The 20,404-nt window shown below is 58.7% G+C and carries 13 protein-coding genes; 6 read left to right on the top strand and 7 right to left on the bottom strand.

Translation table 11 applies throughout. The annotated features are described in order from the left end of the window. Positions 1 to 26: 26 nt before the first annotated feature. The 5 genes from hisC to mtnA form a co-directional block, all read right to left on the bottom strand. Positions 27 to 1,139, bottom strand: coding sequence for a histidinol-phosphate transaminase (gene hisC / locus PGR6_RS07740; RefSeq protein ID WP_007939918.1), 1,113 nt, complete (start codon positions 1,137 to 1,139; stop codon positions 27 to 29). Between the two features lie 12 nt (positions 1,140 to 1,151). Continuing rightward, complete coding sequence (pheA, locus tag PGR6_RS07735; protein WP_007899727.1) at positions 1,152 to 2,246, bottom strand: prephenate dehydratase; 1,095 nt, start codon at positions 2,244 to 2,246, stop codon at positions 1,152 to 1,154. Continuing rightward, a complete protein-coding gene (gene serC / locus PGR6_RS07730; protein ID WP_064616654.1) occupies positions 2,246 to 3,331 on the bottom strand; it encodes a 3-phosphoserine/phosphohydroxythreonine transaminase in 1,086 nt (361 codons plus the stop codon). The genes pheA and serC overlap by 1 nt, the downstream gene beginning before the upstream one ends. Positions 3,332 to 3,550: 219 nt before the next feature. Beyond that, complete coding sequence (gene gyrA, locus PGR6_RS07725; protein WP_018929855.1) at positions 3,551 to 6,220, bottom strand: DNA gyrase subunit A; 2,670 nt, start codon at positions 6,218 to 6,220, stop codon at positions 3,551 to 3,553. Between the two features lie 336 nt (positions 6,221 to 6,556). Further along, the gene (gene mtnA / locus PGR6_RS07720; protein WP_018929856.1) at positions 6,557 to 7,633 is read right to left on the bottom strand and encodes an S-methyl-5-thioribose-1-phosphate isomerase; all 1,077 of its coding nucleotides are present in this window, start codon (positions 7,631 to 7,633) and stop codon (positions 6,557 to 6,559) included. 108 nt (positions 7,634 to 7,741) lie between these two features. On the opposite strand from mtnA, the gene PGR6_RS07715 reads away from it, so the two are divergent. The 5 genes from PGR6_RS07715 (at position 7,742) to PGR6_RS07695 (ending at position 12,632) form a co-directional block, all read left to right on the top strand. Continuing rightward, positions 7,742 to 9,076, top strand: a complete 1,335-nt coding sequence (locus tag PGR6_RS07715) for a TRZ/ATZ family hydrolase (RefSeq protein ID WP_064616652.1) — start codon at positions 7,742 to 7,744, stop codon at positions 9,074 to 9,076. Positions 9,077 to 9,133: 57 nt separating this feature from the next. Beyond that, entirely contained in the window at positions 9,134 to 9,832 is a 699-nt protein-coding gene (gene ubiG, locus PGR6_RS07710) for a bifunctional 2-polyprenyl-6-hydroxyphenol methylase/3-demethylubiquinol 3-O-methyltransferase UbiG (protein WP_018929858.1), read from the top strand. A gap of 4 nt (positions 9,833 to 9,836) precedes the next feature. After that, positions 9,837 to 10,508: an N-acetylmuramic acid 6-phosphate phosphatase MupP gene (gene mupP / locus PGR6_RS07705; RefSeq protein ID WP_018929859.1), complete on the top strand. Its 672-nt coding sequence runs from the start codon at positions 9,837 to 9,839 to the stop codon at positions 10,506 to 10,508. An 82-nt stretch (positions 10,509 to 10,590) separates the two neighbouring features. Beyond that, positions 10,591 to 11,331 carry a YciK family oxidoreductase gene (locus PGR6_RS07700; protein WP_007939907.1) on the top strand — a complete coding sequence of 247 codons (741 nt, stop codon included), beginning with the start codon at positions 10,591 to 10,593 and terminating at the stop codon, positions 11,329 to 11,331. Between the two features lie 374 nt (positions 11,332 to 11,705). After that, positions 11,706 to 12,632, top strand: a complete 927-nt coding sequence (locus PGR6_RS07695) for a GGDEF domain-containing protein (RefSeq protein ID WP_018929860.1) — start codon at positions 11,706 to 11,708, stop codon at positions 12,630 to 12,632. A 60-nt stretch (positions 12,633 to 12,692) separates the two neighbouring features. Here the strand turns inward: PGR6_RS07695 and PGR6_RS07690 are convergent, their stop codons facing one another. Together PGR6_RS07690 and PGR6_RS07685 are read right to left on the bottom strand one after the other, a co-directional pair. Next, entirely contained in the window at positions 12,693 to 13,454 is a 762-nt protein-coding gene (locus PGR6_RS07690; RefSeq protein WP_218584820.1) for a TenA family transcriptional regulator, read from the bottom strand. A 77-nt stretch (positions 13,455 to 13,531) separates the two neighbouring features. Continuing rightward, a complete protein-coding gene (locus tag PGR6_RS07685; RefSeq protein ID WP_064616650.1) occupies positions 13,532 to 15,991 on the bottom strand; it encodes an EAL domain-containing protein in 2,460 nt (819 codons plus the stop codon). A gap of 218 nt (positions 15,992 to 16,209) precedes the next feature. Between PGR6_RS07685 and PGR6_RS07680 the strand changes: the two genes are divergently transcribed. After that, on the top strand, positions 16,210 to 20,403 hold the full coding sequence (locus tag PGR6_RS07680; protein WP_064616648.1) for a deaminase domain-containing protein: 4,194 nt from the start codon (positions 16,210 to 16,212) through the stop codon (positions 20,401 to 20,403). The last annotated feature ends 1 nt before the right edge of the window (position 20,404 follow it).

The raw sequence follows: 20,404 nt of genomic DNA, 5'->3' as shown, positions 1-20,404 counted from the left end.
GTTCAGCAGATTGCAGTGCAGTGACATCAACCACGAGCCATAACCTTGGTCAGCGCCTCGAGGAAGCGGCTGTTTTCCGCTGGCAAACCGATGGTGATGCGCAGGTGATTCGGCATGCCGTAGTTGGCCACCGGACGTACGATCACGCCTTCGCGCAGCAACCCCTGGAACACCGGGGCAGCAACGCGACCCAGATCGACACAGATGAAGTTGCCTTTGGAGGGAATCCAGCTCAACCCCAACTCACGGAAACCCGCCTCAAGCTGCTGCATGCCGGATTGGTTCAGGCGACGGCTTTCAGCCAGGTACTCGACGTCTTGCAGCGCGGCACAAGCGGCGGCCAGCGCAAGGCTGTTGACGTTGAACGGCTGACGCACGCGATTGAGCACATCGGCGACGATGGCCGAGGACAAACCGTAGCCGACCCGCAGCGACGCCAGACCATAGGCCTTGGAGAAGGTGCGCGAGACCAGCAGGTTCGGATAGGCCGCCAGATAGTCCAGGCCATCCGGCAAGTCGCTGCCTTCGGCGTACTCGATGTAGGCCTCGTCCAGCACCACCAGCACATGGGCCGGAACGTCCTGCAGGAATTCATCCAGCGCCTCGGCATCGAACCAGGTCCCGGTCGGGTTGTTCGGGTTGGCGATGAACACCACGCGGGTATCGGCATCGATCGCGGCCAGCATCGCCGGCAGATCATGCCCCCAGTCTTTGGCCGGGATCACTTTTGCCTGGGCACCAACGGCCTGGGTCGCGATCGGATAGACCGCAAACGCATGCTCGCTGAACACCGCGTTCAGGCCCGGCGCCAGATAGGCACGCGCCACCAGCTCCAGAATATCGTTGGAGCCGTTGCCCAGCGTCACTTGGTTCAGCTCGACGCGACACTGATCGGCCAACAGGGTTTTGAGCGCAAAACCATTGCCGTCCGGATAGCGGGTCAGCTCGGCCAGCGCTTCGCGAATCGCCGCCAGCGCCTTGGGACTGGCGCCCAACGGGTTTTCGTTGCTCGCCAGCTTGACGATGCTGGCCGGATCGAGGTTCAGCTCACGGGCCAGTTCGTCCACAGGCTTACCCGGAACGTAAGGCGAAAGTTGTTGCACGCCCGGCTGTGCCAGAGCGAGGAAGTTGCCACTCATTTGCTACCGCCCTTAGAGAACTGCTTTCGGGTAGGAACCCAGCACTTTGAGTGCCACCGCTTCCTGACTGATCTTTTCCAGCACACCTTTGACCAGCGGGTCGCGGTGATGGCCGACGAAGTCGATGAAGAACACGTAGGTCCATTTACCGCTGCGCGACGGACGGGTCTCGATCCGTGTCAGATCGATGCCATTGTCGTGGAACGGCACCAGCAACTCGTGGAGAGCGCCGGGCTTGTTGCTCATGGAAACGATGATCGAGGTCTTGTCATCACCGGTCGGCGGCACTTCCTGGCTGCCGATCATCAGGAATCGCGTGGAGTTGTCCGGGCGATCCTCGATTTTCTCAGCCAGACGGGTCAACCCGTAGAGGCCGGCAGCCATGTCGCCGGCAATCGCTGCCGAGTTCCACTCACCCTTGACCCGTTTGGCCGCTTCGGCGTTGCTGGACACCGCCACGCGCTCGACATTCGGGTAATGGGCGTCCAGCCACTTGCGGCACTGGGCCAGGGACTGGGCGTGGGAATAGATGCGGCTGATGCTGTCGGTCTTGGTGTTTTCGCCAACCAACAGGTGATGGTGAATACGCAGCTCGACTTCGCCACAGATCACCATGTCGTGTTCGAGGAAGCTGTCGAGAGTGTGGTTGACCGCGCCTTCGGTGGAGTTTTCCACCGGGACCACGCCAAAGTTCACCGCACCGGCCGCCACTTCACGGAACACTTCGTCGATCGCCGCCATTGGCTTGCTGATCACCGCGTGACCGAAGTGCTTCATGGCCGCAGCCTGAGTGAAGGTACCTTCAGGGCCGAGGTAAGCCACTTTCAGCGGCTGCTCGAGGGCCAGGCACGAGGACATGATTTCGCGGAACAGCCGCGCCATCTCTTCGTTGCCCAGCGGCCCCTGGTTACGCTCCATCACGCGCTTGAGCACCTGAGCTTCACGCTCAGGACGATAGAACACCGGCACTTCGCCTTCGGCCAGCGAGGCCATCTTTACTCGCGCAACTTCCTGGGCGCAGCGTGCGCGCTCACTGATCAGCTCCAGGACCTTTTCGTCCAGAGCATCAATGCGCAGGCGCAGTGCCTTGAGTTCTTGCTCAGACATTAGCCGTGTTCCTTCTCGAACTCTGCCATGTACGAAACCAGTGCGTTGACCGCAACGATATCGACGGCGTTATAGATGGAGGCACGCATGCCGCCCACGGAACGGTGACCTTTGAGGTTCAACAGGCCACGTTCGTCGGCACCGGCCAGGAACGGCTTGTCGAGACGATCGTCGGCCAGACGGAACGGCACGTTCATCCACGAGCGGTCCGACTTGTTGATCGGGTTGCTGTACAAGCCGCTGGCGTCGATGAAGTCGTACAGCGTGCGCTGCTTCACTTCATTGAGCTTGCCGATGGCTTCGACGCCGCCCTGCTCTTTCAGCCACTCGAACACCAGGCCGGACAAGTACCAGGCCAGGGTTGGCGGCGTGTTGTACATCGAGCCGTTGTCGGCCGCGACCTTGTAGTTGAGCATGGTCGGGCAGATGGAACGGGCGTTACCCAGCAGGTCTTCGCGAACGATGTTGACGACGATGCCGCTCGGGCCGATGTTTTTCTGGGCGCCGGCGTAGATCATGCCGAAACGCGAGACATCCACCGGGCGCGAAAGAATGTCCGAGGACATGTCGGCGACCAGCGGCACATCACCGGTTTCCGGGATCCACTGGAATTCCAGGCCGCCGATGGTTTCGTTCGGCGCGTAGTGAACGTAGGCCGCATCTTTCGACAGGTTCCATTCGTTCTGACCGGGAATAGCGAAATAGTCGTAAGGCTTGGCGGTTGCGGCAACGTTGACGTGGCCGTAGCGCGAGGCTTCTTCGATCGCCTTCTGAGACCAGATACCGGTGTCGATATAGTCGGCGGTGCCGCTTTCCGGCAACAGGTTCAGCGGAATCTGAGCAAATTGCTGGCTCGCGCCACCTTGCAGAAACAGCACTTTATAGTTCGAGGGGATATTCAGCAGATCACGCAGATCCTGCTCGGCCTTGGTGGCAATGGACACGAACTCATCGCTGCGATGGCTCATTTCCATGACCGACAGGCCCTTGCCGTGCCAATCAAGGAGTTCAGCCTGGGCGCGCTTCAGGACAGCTTCGGGAAGCGCCGCAGGACCGGCACAGAAGTTATAGGCTCTCTTGCTCACATCCAATCTCGCTCTGATTTGGTGGTATCACGCAATAAATCTGTAGGAGCTGTCGAGCAGAGCGAGGCTGCGATCTTTTAGTGCTGAGCGAAAGCAAGAGCCAGATCAAGAGATCGCAGCATCGCTTCGCTCGACAACTCCTACATAAAAAACAATTCCACAGCTCCCTGAGGACAAACAACAAGGGGGCGAATCTTCATCCGCCCCCTGCTTGCCCGCTTACTCCTGCGGCTCTTCGTCGGCGGCGGCGTCGAGTTGCTGGTCGTCGGCAACATCGTCGATCACGACCTCACCCTCGAACACTGCACCCTCTTCACCTGCAAGCCCTTCGCCTTCCAGCTCTTCGCCTTCGACTTCCGACGGCTCCTGAACCCGCTCCAGGCCCACCAGCGTTTCATCGTTGGCCAGCTTGATCAGGGTCACACCCTGGGTGTTACGGCCCAGGCTGGACACTTCGTCGACGCGGGTACGAACCAACGTACCCTGGTCGGAAATCAGCATGATTTCCTCGCCGTCGAGCACTTGGACCGCGCCGACCAGACGGCCGTTACGCTCGTTGCTGACCATGGCGATAACACCCTGACCGCCACGCTTGTACTCAGGGAACTCGGTGATCGCGGTGCGCTTGCCGAAACCACGCGCCGAAGCGGTGAGGATCTGGCTGCCTTCTTCCGGGATCAACATGGAAATCAGCTTCTGGCCTTCCGGCAGACGCATGCCGCGGACACCGCGAGCGGTACGGCCCATGGCGCGAACGTCGGTTTCCTTGAAGCGAGTCACCTTGCCGCCGTCGGAGAACAGCATGACTTCGCGATCGCCATCGGTAATGGCCGCAGAGATCAGTACGTCGCCTTCATCCAGCTCCAGCGCGATCAGACCGACGCTGCGTTGACGACTGAAGGATTCCAGCGGGGTCTTCTTCACGGTGCCTTTGGCAGTGGCCATGAAGATGAAGTGACCTTCGGTGTATTCCTCGACCGGCAGCATGGTGGTGATGTATTCATCACTGTCCAGCGGCAGCAGGTTGACCAGCGGGCGACCACGGGCCGCGCGGGAGGCTTCCGGGATTTCGTAGGTTTTCAGCCAGTACACTTTGCCTTTGCTGGAGAACAGCAGCAGCGTGGTGTGGCTGTTGGCGACCAGCAGGTGAGCGATGTAGTCCTCATCCTTCACGCCGGTAGCCGATTTACCTTTACCGCCACGACGCTGAGCCTGGTACGCAGCCAAAGGCTGGGTCTTGGCGTAGCCACCGTGGGAAATGGTCACGACGCGCTCTTCTTCCGGGATCATGTCGCCCAGGGTCAGGTCGAGACGGGCATCGAGAATCTCGGTGCGACGCACATCGCCGTACTCGGCGCGGATCACTTCCAGCTCTTCGCGGATCACTTCCATCAGGCGCGTGGCGCTGTTGAGGATGCGGATCAGCTCGCCGATCTGGTTGAGGATCTCTTGATACTCGGCCAGCAGCTTCTCGTGTTCCAGACCGGTCAGGCGGTGCAGACGCAGCTCCAGAATGGCTTGCGCCTGCTCTGGCGACAGGAAGTACTTGCCGTCGCGCAGGCCGTATTGTGGATCGAGGTTTTCCGGACGGCACGAATCGGCACCGGCACGTTCAACCATTGCAACCACCGCGGAGGACTCCCACGGCGTGCTGATCAGCGCTTCCTTGGCTTCCGACGGGGTCGGCGAAGCCTTGATCAGGGCGATGACCGGGTCGATGTTCGACAGGGCAACCGCCTGACCTTCCAGGATGTGGCCACGTTCGCGCGCTTTACGCAGCTCGAACACGGTACGACGGGTCACGACTTCGCGACGGTGACGAACGAAGGCTTCCAGCAGATCCTTGAGGTTGAGGATCCGCGGACGGCCGTCGATCAGCGCAACGATGTTGATGCCGAACACGCTTTGCAGCTGAGTCTGGGCGTAGAGGTTGTTGAGAATCACCTCTGGCACTTCACCGCGACGCAGCTCGATCACGACGCGCATACCGTCCTTGTCGGACTCGTCGCGCAGCTCGGTGATGCCTTCAAGCTTCTTCTCTTTGACCAGCTCGGCGATCTTCTCGATCAGACGGGCCTTGTTCAGCTGGTAAGGGAGTTCGGTAATGACGATCTGCTGACGGCCACCGACCTTGTCGATGTCTTCGATGATCGAGCGGGCACGCATGTAAATGCGCCCGCGACCGGTGCGGTAGGCTTCGATGATGCCGGCGCGACCGTTGATGATCGCGGCGGTCGGAAAGTCCGGACCAGGGATGTATTGCATCAGCTCATCGACAGTCAGCTCCGGATTGTCGATGAGTGCCAGGCAACCGTCGATGACTTCACCGAGGTTGTGCGGCGGAATGTTGGTCGCCATGCCCACGGCGATACCGCTGGAGCCGTTGACCAGCAGGTTGGGGATCTTGGTCGGCATGACCGCGGGGATCATTTCGGTGCCGTCGTAGTTCGGCACCCAGTCCACGGTTTCTTTATGCAGGTCGGCCAGCAGCTCGTGCGCCAGCTTGGTCATGCGTACTTCGGTGTATCGCATGGCCGCGGCGTTGTCGCCGTCCACCGAACCGAAGTTGCCCTGACCGTCCACCAGCAGGTAACGCAGCGAGAATGGCTGCGCCATCCGAACGATGGTGTCGTACACCGCGGTATCACCGTGCGGGTGATACTTACCGATCACGTCACCGACAACACGGGCAGATTTCTTGTACGGCTTGTTGAAGTCGTTGCCCAGCTCGCTCATCGCGAACAGCACACGCCGGTGCACGGGCTTCAAGCCATCGCGCGCATCCGGCAGTGCCCGCCCGACAATAACGCTCATCGCGTAGTCGAGGTAGGACTGCTTCAGCTCGTCTTCGATATTGACCGGGAGGATTTCTTTGGCCAGTTCGCCCATGAGAAGCCTGATTCCTTTTTCTGGTGAAACTTCGTCACATCCATATGGGACGAACGAAGCTCGCCGGTACAGACTGAGTGCCATGCACCGACTTACGACAAATCAACGAGTTATGCCATGGATCTGCGCAGTAAAGGCAGCCACATCAGGCTACCCTGGAAACCGCCGGATGTTATCACAAGAGCCGCCACGCACCTATCCCCCAGATGCGCATGGAGCATAGTTAGTTGACCGGTGACAGGCTTGAAGGAGACGAGAGGGGCTTAGAGGCGTGATCAACCGGCATTCAACCGTATTTTTCACTTGTAAACACCGATTTCGTGCAGCCTGAATGATTTAATGCAGACGCTTGCGGCACATCAATTGAGCCATTTTCGCGGTGTCCGGGCGCTCGACGATGCCTTTTTCGGTGACGATCGCATCGATCAGGTCGGCCGGGGTCACGTCGAAAACCGGGTTGAACGCTTCCACATCTGCCCCCACCCGCTTGCCGCCAACTTCCAGCAACTCGCGGCCATCACGCTCCTCGATAGGAATCTCGTCGCCACTGGCCAGGTTCATGTCGATGGTCGAACTCGGTGCCACCACCATGAAGCGCACGCCGTGGTGCATGGCGTTGACCGCCAACTGGTAGGTACCGATCTTGTTCGCCACATCGCCATTGGCGGTAATCCGGTCGGCGCCGACGATCACCCAGGTCACACCCTTGGTTTTCATGATGTGCGCGGCAGCGGAATCGACATTGAGGGTCACCGGAATACCCTCATTGGCCAATTCCCACGCAGTCAATCGCGAACCTTGCAGCCATGGCCGGGTTTCGTCGGCGTAGACGCGCTCGACCATGCCTTCGATGAACGCCCCGCGAATCACCCCCAGCGCCGTGCCGAAACCACCGGTGGCCAGTGCACCGGTGTTGCAATGCGTAAGGATCGCCTGGGCGTTGCCTTGATGTTTGCGGATCAGGTCGACGCCCAACTGGGCCATGGTCAGGTTGGCTTCGCGATCACTTTCGTGGATGGCGATGGCTTCGGCTTCCAGCACCGACAACGGATCGGCGTGCTCCCTCAGGCGCTCAAGCCGCTCACGCATGCGACCCAAGGCCCAGAACAGATTGACCGCGGTCGGACGGGAGTCGGCCAGCAGCGCGAAATCCTCTTCCAGCGCCGCTTGCCAGTCGCCCCCTTCGGCAAAACGGGTACGGGCCGCCAGCACCACGCCATAGGCCGCACTGATGCCAATAGCCGGCGCACCGCGCACCACCATCGAGCGAATGGCTTCGGCCACACCCGCAGCGCTGGTGTAGGCGATCCAGGTTTCCTCGAACGGCAAAATACGCTGATCCAACAGGTACAGTGCGCCATCACGCCAATCGATGGCCTTCACCTTCTCCGCAGCCAACAGTCGATCGCGCATCCCACACCCCGCACTCATGAACAAAAGCCGCCGATTATAGCGATCCCCCCGCGAAGACGCTCGGGTATACTTCGCCATCCTTTACAAAAGCACTGGAACCGACTCTCGATGCCGACCCCCACCGCTGCGCTCGACCTATTATTGCTGCCGACCTGGCTGGTACCCGTCGAACCGGCTGGCGTGGTCCTTAAAGAGCATGCCCTGGGTATCCGCGACGGTCGTATCGTGTTTATCGGCCCTCGCGCAGCAGCCTTGAAGCTTAACGCAGCCGAAGTGCGCGAATTGCCGGGCATGCTGCTCAGCCCGGGCCTGATCAATGCCCACGGGCATGCAGCAATGACGCTGTTCCGCGGCCTGGCCGACGATCTGCCGCTGATGACCTGGCTGGAAAGCCATATCTGGCCGGCCGAAGCCAAATGGGTCGACGAGGCGTTCGTACGCGACGGCACGGACCTGGCCATCGCCGAGCAGATCAAAGGTGGCATCACCTGCTTCTCTGACATGTATTTCTTCCCGAAGGTCGCCAGCGAACGCGTACATAACAGCGGCATTCGCGCCCAGATCGCCATTCCGATCCTCGATTTCCCGATTCCAGGCGCCAGCACGGCGGATGACGCCATTCGTCAGGGCGTCGAATTATTCGGCGATCTCAAGCATCACGAACGGATCAAAGTCACCTTCGGCCCCCATGCCCCGTACACCGTGGGCGACGAAAACCTGGAAAAAATCCGGGTGATCGCCGAAGAGCTGGACGCCTCGATTCACATGCATGTCCACGAAACCGCCTTCGAAGTGCAGCAGTCGGTGGAGCAGCGCGGCGAACGCCCGCTGGCCCGCCTCGGCCGCCTGGGCCTGCTCGGGCCGCGCTTCCAGGCCGTTCACATGACCCAGATCAGCGATGAAGACCTGGCGCTGCTGGTAGAAAGTAACACCAATGTGATTCATTGCCCGGAGTCGAACCTGAAGCTGGCCAGTGGCTTCTGCCCGGTCGAGCGCTTGTGGCAGGCTGGGGTGAATGTGGCAGTCGGCACCGATGGCGCGGCCAGCAATAATGACCTGGACCTGCTTGGTGAAACCCGCACCGCCGCATTGCTGGCCAAGGCTGTCGCCGGCTCGGCCACCGCGCTGGACGCCCATCGCGCCCTGCGCATGGCCACGCTCAATGGCGCCCGCGCGCTGGGAATCGAAGCGCAAACCGGTTCGCTGGAAGTCGGCAAGGCGGCAGACATCGTCGCATTCGACCTGTCGGGCCTGGCGCAGCAACCGGTCTACGACCCGGTTTCGCAACTTATATATGCCACTGGCCGCGACTGCGTGAAACACCTTTGGGTCGCCGGCAAGCAACTGCTCGACGACCGCCGCCTGACCCGCCTGGATGAAGCGCAACTGTGCGCCACCGCCAAGGCCTGGGGCAGGCGCATCAGCGGCCACACCGAATCGTAAGCACCCTGGACCAAAACCGGGGCAACAGAATTTTTCAAGTTTTAGAGGACTGACACCATGAGCAACGTCGACCACGCCGAAATCGCCAAATTCGAAGCCCTGGCCCATCGCTGGTGGGACCGCGAAAGCGAGTTCAAACCGCTGCACGACATCAACCCCCTGCGGGTCAACTGGATCGACGAGCGCGTCAATCTGGCCGGCAAGAAAGTCCTCGACGTCGGTTGCGGCGGCGGCATCCTCAGCGAAGCCATGGCCCAGCGCGGCGCCACCGTGATGGGCATCGACATGGGCGAAGCGCCGCTGGCGGTCGCGCAATTGCATCAACTGGAATCCGGCGTAAACGTCGAGTACCGGCAAATCACCGCCGAAGCGCTGGCCGAAGAAATGCCTGAGCAGTTCGACGTCGTTACCTGCCTGGAAATGCTTGAACACGTTCCGGATCCGTCCTCGGTGATCCGCGCCTGCTTCCGCATGGTCAAGCCTGGCGGCCAGGTATTCTTCTCCACCATCAACCGCAACCCGAAGGCCTATCTGTTCGCCATCGTCGGCGCCGAATACATCATGAAGCTGCTGCCGCGTGGCACTCACGACTTCAAGAAATTCATCCGCCCTTCCGAGCTCGGTGCCTGGAGTCGCATGGCCGGCCTGACCGTCAAGGACATCATCGGCCTGACCTACAACCCGCTGACCAAGCACTACAAACTGGCATCCGATGTCGACGTCAACTACATGATCCAGACCCTGCGCGAGGAGTAAGCCGATGCGTATCAGAGCAGTTCTTTTCGACATGGACGGCACCCTGCTCGACACCGCGCCGGACTTCATCGCCATCTGCCAGGCGATGCGTGCCGAGCGTGGTTTGCCGCCGATGAACGACAAGCACATCCGTGACGAGATCTCCGGCGGCGCCAGGGCGATGGTTGCAGTGACTTTCTCGATGGACCCGGAATCGCCGGGCTTCGAGGAGCTGCGCCTGGAGTTTCTGGAGCGCTATGTCAAAGGTTGCGCGGTGCACAGCAAGCTCTTCGACGGCATGGGCGAATTGCTGGCCGACATCGAGAAGGCCAACCTGATCTGGGGCGTGGTCACCAACAAGCCGCTGCGCTTCGCCGAGCCGATCATGCAGCAATTGGGGCTGGCCGAGCGTTCGGCGCTGCTGATCTGCCCGGATCATGTGAAGAACAGCAAACCGGACCCGGAGCCGTTGATCCTGGCGTGCAAGATGCTCGACCTCGATCCGGCCAGCGTGCTGTTCGTCGGCGATGACCTGCGCGATATCGAATCCGGCCGCGATGCCGGCACCAGAACAGCCGCCGTGACCTACGGCTACATTCATCCGGAGGATAACCCGCGGCATTGGGGCGCGGATGTGGTGGTCGATCATCCAATGGAGTTGCGCCTGGTGCTGGATAGCGCTTTGTGCAGTTGCTGATTACAGAGGCTTTTGTGGCGAGGGAGCTTGCTCCCTCGCCACAAATACGATGCCTGCCTGTTGAATTGTGTTGAGGTTTTTTATGTTTGATTATTCCGCCCGTCCTGAATTGCTCAAGGACCGGGTCATCCTGGTCACCGGCGCTGGCCGAGGCATCGGTGCTGCCGCCGCGAAAACCTACGCCGCTCATGGCGCCACCGTGTTGCTGCTGGGCAAGACCGAAGCCAATCTGACTCAGGTATACGACGAAATCGAAGCGGCCGGGCATCCACAACCGGTGGTGATCCCGTTCAACCTGGAAACCGCCCTGCCCCACCAATACGATGAACTGGCGGCCATGATCGAAACCGAATTCGGCCACCTCGACGGCTTGCTTCACAATGCGTCGATCATCGGCCCACGCACACCGATCGAGCAGTTGTCCGGCGAGAACTTCATGCGCGTCATGCAGGTCAACGTCAACGCCATGTTCATGCTCACCAGCACCCTGCTGCCGCTGCTCAAGCTATCGCAGGACGCCTCGGTGGTGTTCACCTCCAGCAGCGTCGGTCGCAAGGGTCGTGCATATTGGGGCGCTTACGGCGTGTCCAAGTTCGCCACCGAAGGCCTGATGCAAACCCTGGCCGACGAAGTAGACACCGTCGCCCCCGTGCGCTCCAACAGCATCAACCCCGGCGCCACCCGCACCAGCATGCGCGCTCAGGCCTACCCTGGGGAAAATCCGCTGAACAACCCGACACCCGAGGAGATCATGCCGGTCTACCTTTACTTGATGGGGCCGGACAGTACCGGCATCAACGGTCAGGCGTTCGACGCTCAGTAATGCCCGTGCGTCGCTTTTGTGCCGCGACGACTTCCCGTCGCGGCACGCAAAGCCCGTGATAACTGTTGCTGTTTCAAGTCAAATAAATGCCAATACCCCCTACACCATCCTTCGCAACCTCCCCAACCTTGTTGATTTAGAACGCTTTTTAACCGACTGAACCGAATGGCACGACTTTCGCTCTAATTTTGCTCAGACACGCCGTGTGAAAGCAGACGGGGCAGAGCTCGAGCCGAGAGGTTACTAATCTTCGGCAAAGCGGACTAAACTCGTGCCAAATGTCCTACGGGACTGATGGACCAGTATGACGCGCAGCCCAAAGCCGCTCTCACCCAGCCTGTAAGACAGTCTTACTGTTTAGGGGCTCACGCCATATGAAATCGCCTTCCCAGACCAACGCAATTGACTTCGACAGCGCCAAATTGCAACGCCTGGGCTTTGGTCAGCAGCCTCCCCTTCTGGAGCGGCCCGTCAGTCTTGCGCAGTTGCGTCAGGAGCTGGGCCTGCAACTGCAAACCAGTCTTGAGCCGCAACGCATTCTCGGACTTTTCTTCCGTGAAATTCAGCGCCTTGTACCGCTGGATGCCTTGAATTATGAGCATCAGCCCAGCGACTTGCGCCTGCAGTTCGGCCAGCGAGGTCATCATTCGATCAGCTACAGCCTCAGTCATGAAGGCGAGCAATTGGGTGAACTGGTGTTCCGTCGCAATCAGCGTTTCAGCGATGAAGAGCAAGGCCATCTGGAATCGCTGTTATCAGCGCTTCTCTACCCGATGCGCAATGCCCTGCTCTACCGTGCCGCCACCCAAAGCGCCTTGCGCGACCCGCTGACCGACACCGGCAATCGCATCGCGATGGATCAGACGCTGCAACGGGAAATCGAGATGTCGCGCCGACACTCACAGCCCCTGTCGCTGCTGATGCTGGACATCGATCACTTCAAACAGATCAACGACACCTACGGGCACAGCGCCGGCGATGAAGTGCTCAAGGCCGTCGCGGCCTCGATCAAAAGCCAGTTGCGTAACGTGGACATGGTGTTCCGGTTTGGAGGCGAAGAATTCATGATCCTGCTGTCCAACACCAGCCGGGAAGCCGCGGCCATGGTCGGCGAACGACTGCGGTTCGCTGCGCAGGCCCAGGACTATGTGGCCGAAGGCAAGACCATCGAACTGACGGTCAGCCTGGGTTGCTCGACCCTGCTGCCCGGCGAGTCTGCCGAGAGCCTGTTGCGACGAGCCGACAGTGCGCTGTATGTGGCCAAGCGCGAGGGGCGTAACCGGTTGGCGATGGCGGGGTAGATATTTTTGAAGAGATCGCAGCCTACGGCAGCTCCTACGAGCTGCCGTAGGCTGCGTCTTTTAGCTCTCGGCCAACGCCATCCGCTCACGGACTACCGGGGCTTTTGCCGCCAGTTCCAACTGCATGCATCGCTCCAGGAACAGGTACATGTAGTCGTAACTTTTGCAGACTGCCTGACGCAATTCCATTTGCAGGGATTTGCTCGGGTTCAGCCCCGCCAGGGTGCAGATGATTTCCAGCGCTTCCCAAGGATGGGCATCGTCGTACTGGGCGTGCATCTTCAACCACTTCATGGCCCGCTTGCGATCTTCCTCTGGGAACGATGCCGCATAGACGCCACTGGAACAGACCAGCGCCGACCACTCCCCGGTAGCACCCTCGATGGCATAGTTGGTGGCGGCGATAGCCACGATCAGCGAGTCCGACGAACTGGTGTGCCAGCACCAGTGACTCAAGGCGTGAAGTTCAGGGGCAACCTGTTGCGCCTGCAGATCTTCCAGGCTGATACCGTGAGCACGGCTCCAGTGCACCCAGTAATCGGCATGGTTCAGTTCGACGCGAATATTGCGCATCAGCCAGCGACGCGCCATGTCTTCGCCAGGGTGGCGTGCAAAACGGGTCTTGGCCAGGTTCTGTGCCATGTATAAGGCGAACTGTTCGACCACCGGCCAGCCACCAATGAGGTACTGACGCATGGTTTTTGCGCTGAGCTTGTTATCGCGCATCCGCTGGTACAGTTCATGTTCGACGACGCGGCGCTTGCTCTCACTGCAATCCTGAATCAATTGCTGAGCCCAGGCGGGGTAACTTGCAGCTTCCATGAGGGGTCCGGTTCTGTTGAATGTGTCGATCACTGTCGCGCTCCTTTTGATTGTGATTTCAAGATCGACAGGAGCTTTCAACGGAATGTGCCGGGCGCCTTGAATAACAAAGGCCGGGGTCTGGCAGGACGACTTTGTAAACTGTCGCAGGTAAACAGATGCGGGCGTTCAATCAGATACCCTTGAGCGTAATCCACCCCGATCTCCAGCAATGCCTGCTCGATCTGAGGTGTTTCAACGAACTCGGCAATCGTGCGCTTACCCATGACATGCCCGATGTGATTGATCACTTCGACCATGGCGCGGTTAATCGGGTCGTCCAGCATATCCTTTACGAAACTCCCGTCGATCTTCAGGAAGTCTACAGGTAAATGTTTCAGGTAAGCGAATGAGGACATACCGGCACAGAAGTCATCTAATGAGAAGTGGCAACCTAAGCCTTTGAGTTCATTAATAAATCTAATTGCGCTAGGCAAATTGGAAATCGCGCTGGTTTCTGTAATTTCAAAACAAATCATTTCAGGCGGAATTGAATATGCAACAAACTGTTCACGAAGGAAGTCCAGAAACGCCTCATCTCCGATAGTAATACCTGACAGATTTATCGCACACATGGCCAGCGGCTCTTCGCCCTCTTGGGCGATGGCCTGGGCAATGACCTTGAAAACGTTCTCCACCACCCAGCGGTCAAGCGACGTCATCAAACCATAACGCTCGGCGGCCGGAATGAAACTGTCCGGCAGAATCATGCGCCCGGCTTCGTCATGCAGGCGCAGCAGGATTTCGATATGTCCGCCGTCCCGCTCGCCAAGACCCAGAGGCGCGATTTCCTGGGAGTACAGGCAAAAGCGGTCCTCCTCCAACGCCATGTGCAGGCGCTGCACCCAAGCCATCTCGCCATAGCGCAGGGACAGCTCCGAATCGTCGGCATGATAGACCTGAACCCGGTTGCGGCCCTTTTCCTTGGCCATGTAACAGGCCATATCAGCGGCTCGCAGCGAGGCCTCGAGGGTGGCCGGACTCTGAGTGACGTGCACCAGACCAATGCTCACCGTGGTCACGAACGGTCGGCCTTTCCAGACAAAATGCAGGTTCTGCACAGTCTGGCGCAGGACTTCGGCAATTTTCTCAGCCGCTTCCGGCGCACAGTTTTCCAACAGAATGCCGAACTCGTCACCCCCCAATCGGGCCAAGGTGTCGCCTTCGCGCAATCCTGATTGCAGCAACGCACAAATATGCCGCAACAACTCATCGCCGGCAGCATGACCGCAGGTGTCGTTGACCAGTTTGAATTGATCCAGATCGAGGAACATCAAGGCGTGACGCCCCGCTTGTCGCATCAGGCCATGCAGGGCCTGTTCCAGGCGATATTCGAATTCGCGGCGGTTGGTCAGCCCGGTCAAGGCGTCATGGGTCGCCTGCCAGGACAGATTGGCGATGTACTGCCGCTCCTGGGTCATGTCATGCAGCACCAGCACGGTGCCACTGACCTTGCCCGCGTTACGGATCGGCGCACCGACCAGGGTGACCGAAACCGTGCTGCCATCCAGTCGCTGGATCAGTTTGGAATGTTCGCTGCCGCCGCTGAGCTGGCCGCTCAAAATGTGTTCGATCAAGGTAAAACCGTCGGCCTGAGCGTTCTCGTCCAGCAGATTGAACAGCGCCGCCAATGGCAACCCCGTCGCCTGTTCGGCCTTCCAGTGAGTCAAGGCCTCGGCGGCCGGGTTCATGTAGGCAATCGCGCCCTCGACGTCGGTGGTGATCACCCCGTCGCCAATCGATTGCAGGGTGATCTGCGCCCGGTCTTTCTCCAACTGCAAGGCATCGGCGAAGGCATGCCGCTGTTCGAGCAGTTTGTGGGTACGCAGCAACGCCAGCACGATCAGGCCCAGCGCGGTGGCGAGGTTCGTCGCCAGCAGCAGCCGGAGAATCATGCGCGAGCCCTCGCCCAAGGCATCGCTGAACGCTTTGGCAGGGGGCGTCACACCATCGTTGATGGCCAAAATCTGCACCTTCCAGCGCTTGATGTCGGCATCGGTGGCCTGGTTATCGACGATACCCTGATGCATTTCCCGCGCGACGTCATCGAGCCGCACCAGGTACGCGTCACCGATCGTCCAGAGCTCGATGGCTTTTTCCAGGTAACTGAAATGCCGGAAATTGAGGTACAGCCAAATCAGGCTGGGGACGTCGTCCGGGTGATTGCCGCCCTTGAGAATCGCGAGCCGCGCGGCCTCGATATTCGGTGGCTGATGATCCAGCGCCATACGCAACTCATGGCCGCCCTGAGGCACGGCAATCGCGTTCTGGTATTTGAGAAAAATCGTCTCGTCGCGACTGTCGGCGTAGAGATTGAGGTAATAGATGGCGTCTTTCTGGCCCTTGGACCACAGGCTCTCACCGCCGACGTAGCCACGAACCGCTGAAAGAACGTAAAGACTGACGCCGCCCAACAGTGCCTGAAACAACACAACGGCAATAAATGGCCAGACGATGCCCAACAGCCGTGGCGTTCCGAGAGTCCGCGCTTGATTCATGAGGTCCCTTGTTTTAGCACCGCCAGATCATCATCCAACGTGATCGCTACAGCTAGACTAGGGTGCGTTCTCGAAACCGGCAAGCAGAGGATCGACCTCAACGCCGTACACGTGCGCCCCATATAGATATATACCGCCAAGGCCAGTTTGGAGATCTGTTTACTGGGCACTTCGGGCTCCCCCTATCCGTTACGGGATCCCTTTCAAAGGAGTGCAACATGACAGAGACGTCTTCACCTTCACCCGATCAACCGGCGCTGTCACCGGCAGACGAAGAATTTCGCGCCAGACAGGCTCTGGGACTCGACGACGGCCCGGATATCGAAAACTTCGGCCTGCGCACCACCGCCCAGGATCGACGAGGGTTCAAGCTTATTCAACGCGGGGGCCCCAACCTCGCGCAACACATGACCATCGACACTTACAAGGCAAAACGCATCGATGTTCAAATCACCAACATCGTGAAGGCTTTCCTGAATGGCAAGCGTTCGTTAATCGGTCATCTTGGCGCCTCGGTACTGGCTTCCACCTCCATGGATCAACTGCGAGCAACGCCGTCTGTATTCCTCCAGCGAATACTGAACACAGTCGAAGCGAAAGAGCTGGGGGACAGGCTGCTCAAGATGCTCAGGTGGTATGGCGCAGGCCCTGGCGAACAAACTTCGGCGTCCGTGCGCCATCAGCTCGTATGCAAAGCCATATGCCTTTACTTGCAAGCCCCGTCAGCGGATGAGCCGCAGGAAGTCGCCGGATTCCGCTGGCAAGACACGGCTCACTGGGGCAAAAGCTACCAGGCCCTGCGCAGCGATTTTGAACAGCACTTGCTGCGCACCAACCGGGTAACCGATGCAAAAGAGGCGGCCTTTCTCGCGCGGGTGTTCGAGACCCGCCTCTCAAAGGACTTCGCTGTGCGCGATATCCCGTCCGACCTTCCTTACAAAAGTTCGGTGGTGTGGGTGAACTTCATGCACGGCGTGCTGCTGGCAGATGAACTCGGCCTTGATCGATTGCAAGCGCTGTCCTTTCAACAACTCGTCGACTTGCCCCTGAGCCGGAGCGCCGACGCCTCGCCCGAACAACTTGAGCAGATAACTCGACTGAGGATGGGGCCGGCACTGGAATGGGCGGTCTGCTGCGGCATCGTTCAATCGCGAACAAAATCCGATTACGACGAGGACGATATGAAGCGGGCGATGGCGGCGCTGGAAAGCCACAGCAAGAGCCTGAACAACGCCATTATGGCACTGGACTTGCCACCCCCTGAAAGATTGAAGATGGCCAAACGGGTAAAGGATGATCTGTTTGGCGAGGCCATGTTCGAATCGGACGGGCTCAAGTTGCTGCGCGATGATCCACCGAGCGGCGGCCCCAAAGACACGCCCTCATTGAAGCTGCCAGGCTATGCATTCCTGGATGTCTATGCCGACGGCCAATTCGATGACAAGAGAAAATGGTTTGTAACCCGGTCCGACGGAAAAACACGAACCCGTCACTGGATCAAGATCGACGACAAGCGAATCCTGCGTCATGAGGAACTCTTTCGCAAGGATCATGAGGGGATCGAAAGGCGTGTGATTACCAGATACGGAGGCAAGACGTTGCCCGATATCAACACGCAGTTTGAAACAAACTTCACAAACTACCTCTCGAAAATCAGGACGGCCTATCAGCCCCTGATCGCCAGTTTGCTGACCTCACTGCCACTGACCGACCGCCAGGCCCTTGAACGGGGTGACGTCCGCTTGCTGAGCCTGCACCTGGACGAAAAACTCATCAAGGCAAGGGGAGACATCCGGCCAAGAAAAGGTTTCGTTCTACAGGTGACCCACAATCATGAAATTACCTATTACGAACTGATCCCGAATGCTGGCGTCATTCGTCGTCGACCCCACCTGAGAGTTTCAACAGTCAACGGGGTTCGCACCACGTTTCCATTGCACGCCTCGATCCCCGGACAAACATATACTGCTGAAATCAGCACTACGCTGCTTCTCGATTGGGCCGCTCACTTAAATGGCACGCAGCCTGCTGAAAGAGCGTACTGCGTGGCGATCCTCGGCGTGGTAGGCGACGTGCCCACAGTTGTATCGCCAATCGCAGCCGTTAACGATAGCGAAGTAACAGCGCTGGCATCCTCCCGTTTGAATGCAGTGGCCCACTACATTGCAACGAACTTCCTGTTCGTCGACGAACAGCTGTTGCGTACCCAGTCTCGCGGCGTGACGGCATTCGACACCATCAGGACCAGAAGCGAACAAAGGATCAGTACGACCCTGGAAATAGCCAAAGGGCTTGTACCCTTCTGGGGCAGTATCGAGGACATTTTGTCGGGCAAAATTGAGCAGATACTCATAGGCGTAGCCGGAGTCGTGCTGGACCTGGCTTCATTCCTCACCCCAGTCGGGAAATTCATGTCAGGTTCGGTGCGGCTGATCAGGGCGGGCGCCAAAGCCTCGCAAATGACCGTCAAAGCAAGTCTGCCTTCCTTTTCAACATTGACCCGAAAACTCCTGACCGCTTCCCTGAGCAACCTCAATCCGCTGGATGGGGTCCCGACACTACTCAAGACACTGGGAAGCGGTGCGTGGAAAGGACTGCATACGGCGGGACGCATTGGTGTTAGCGGGTTCAAGAAACTGACAGGACACGCCGACAGCTACCGACTGGTGCACAACCTGCCCCAGACGACCGATCCGGGGCGCTGGAAGCCGCTGGCAAGCGGTGATCGACTGGCAACGGTCAAAGGTGTCGATGATGTACTTGTGCGCAATACCAGCCCATCGGACCTGACCCGATTCCACCCCGTCGATCCAGTGACATCCTTGCCCTACGGCCCCCGCCTGCACAATCACAGCAAAAACCTCGTACAGGGCCGGTCAACCTTCAAAACGTTATCTCCTACCGAATCCCACGTCCTGGTAGAACTTCCGAAAGACGCCCATGTCCGTGAAGTACTTGAGGTCGATGGTCGAACCACACTGTTCGTTGATGACATTCCCTATCGTCTGGACGGCAACCAACTGCGCCGTGCCGACTTGATTGATGATCAGGCAATGTTCAGATCCTTGCCTTGCCGGGTACGTCGCGCCCCTGGTCCCGAGCTGTGTCAAACAAGCTACGTCACTCGCGACCCGGCTCCTACCCCTGCTATCGCTACTTTCGATGAAACCAAAGGCTGGGCCCCCTGGTTCGGAGACGCCATTTACACCCCCGCAACAGGCAGGACACCGATGCAAGTGTCCTCAATAGCTGCCAATTCATCCCTCAAGGCCGTACTGGAGTTTCAGAAAGGGATGTATGGGCGGGTCATGGTCAGCGTTCCCGTATCCGGGCAAAAACTCGTCGATAAATTTCGCGTGGGCGCAACTATCGTAGAGTCAATCGACGGCTCAAAACATTATGTGTTCACGCGGCTGAGCGCGGGAGACTTTTACGTTACCTCGCGCGCAAAGGGCCAAAGCGTTAAAGACCTCCTGACCTTCAGAAAAGCCGACACCCTTCCTGACGAACTGAGGAAAGAGTTAATGGTGGTGTACACCGGCTCACTGAACTCCAATAACATGGTAAGAATCCATGGCCAGGAAGCGGTGGAGCGCGCATTGAGAGCCATGGATGAAATTGCCATTTCGATCGGTAGCCATGCCAATCCGCCCGATACGCTCAGATTGCTCAAGGTCGATACCAGCCCAGCAGAAGCGGCCCTGTTCGATCACTCCACAAGAATGATCATCAGGAACTCCACCGATGGCGCCGCGACCTGGTCCTTGTCCAAGGCTACGCCGGACAGCGTGCGGGATACGACTGCGGAGGTTTTCAACACACTGTTTCAGAAAACCGTCATAACCTTGGAGTCGTCGGTTCAGGGCGGACCCAAGGCATTAAAAATCGATGACACAATGCGGCAACTACAAGAACTTATCAGGCAAAAAACCGGTCGGCCTTTGCACAACCCCAGGAACATTGCGTTCGTCGAAATCAAGACCAAGGCAGGGGTGCGTGAAGTGTATGTCAGCGTATCCGGTAGCAAGCGTGACACCGGCTTTTTGCCGTTGTTTGCCAAAAACAGAAATATGGATGAAGTAAAAGTCGGCAGTACGAGTTACTTCAATATAGATAATGGAATGCGCTTCCCGGAGACGGCACTTAGCGTAACTCCCCAAGGCAAGCTACAGGCGATCCCCCACACCATCGACAATATTGAGACGTACACGCCTGCGCTCACATCTCGCCCCACTTCGCTGGACACCGAAAGCAAGCTCATCAGCGTCATACGAACCAAATACCCTGACCCTAAAGATCTTGATTCCATCACGATAGCCACCACTATGGCGCCTTGCGACTCATGCGCCGTCGTCATGAAGCAATTTGGTTATGACGGTAGCCCTGGTGCACTGCAAGTGACCTGGAAATGAC

Origin of the sequence: Pseudomonas sp. GR 6-02 (assembly GCF_001655615.1) — a bacterium.
Lineage (GTDB): Bacteria > Pseudomonadota > Gammaproteobacteria > Pseudomonadales > Pseudomonadaceae > Aquipseudomonas.
This window is presented reverse-complemented; position numbering and strand designations above follow the sequence as displayed.

Coding starts and splice junctions, on each gene's coding strand:
- PGR6_RS07690 (WP_218584820.1), bottom strand. CDS start 13,454: ATGGAAGCTGCAAGTTACCCCGCCTGGGCTCAGCAATTGATTCAGGAT.
- mupP (WP_018929859.1), top strand. CDS start 9,837: ATGCGTATCAGAGCAGTTCTTTTCGACATGGACGGCACCCTGCTCGAC.
- gyrA (WP_018929855.1), bottom strand. CDS start 6,220: ATGGGCGAACTGGCCAAAGAAATCCTCCCGGTCAATATCGAAGACGAG.
- PGR6_RS07685 (WP_064616650.1), bottom strand. CDS start 15,991: ATGAATCAAGCGCGGACTCTCGGAACGCCACGGCTGTTGGGCATCGTC.
- PGR6_RS07715 (WP_064616652.1), top strand. CDS start 7,742: ATGCCGACCCCCACCGCTGCGCTCGACCTATTATTGCTGCCGACCTGG.
- hisC (WP_007939918.1), bottom strand. CDS start 1,139: ATGAGTGGCAACTTCCTCGCTCTGGCACAGCCGGGCGTGCAACAACTT.
- PGR6_RS07700 (WP_007939907.1), top strand. CDS start 10,591: ATGTTTGATTATTCCGCCCGTCCTGAATTGCTCAAGGACCGGGTCATC.
- PGR6_RS07695 (WP_018929860.1), top strand. CDS start 11,706: ATGAAATCGCCTTCCCAGACCAACGCAATTGACTTCGACAGCGCCAAA.
- PGR6_RS07680 (WP_064616648.1), top strand. CDS start 16,210: ATGACAGAGACGTCTTCACCTTCACCCGATCAACCGGCGCTGTCACCG.
- pheA (WP_007899727.1), bottom strand. CDS start 2,246: ATGTCTGAGCAAGAACTCAAGGCACTGCGCCTGCGCATTGATGCTCTG.
- ubiG (WP_018929858.1), top strand. CDS start 9,134: ATGAGCAACGTCGACCACGCCGAAATCGCCAAATTCGAAGCCCTGGCC.
- mtnA (WP_018929856.1), bottom strand. CDS start 7,633: ATGCGCGATCGACTGTTGGCTGCGGAGAAGGTGAAGGCCATCGATTGG.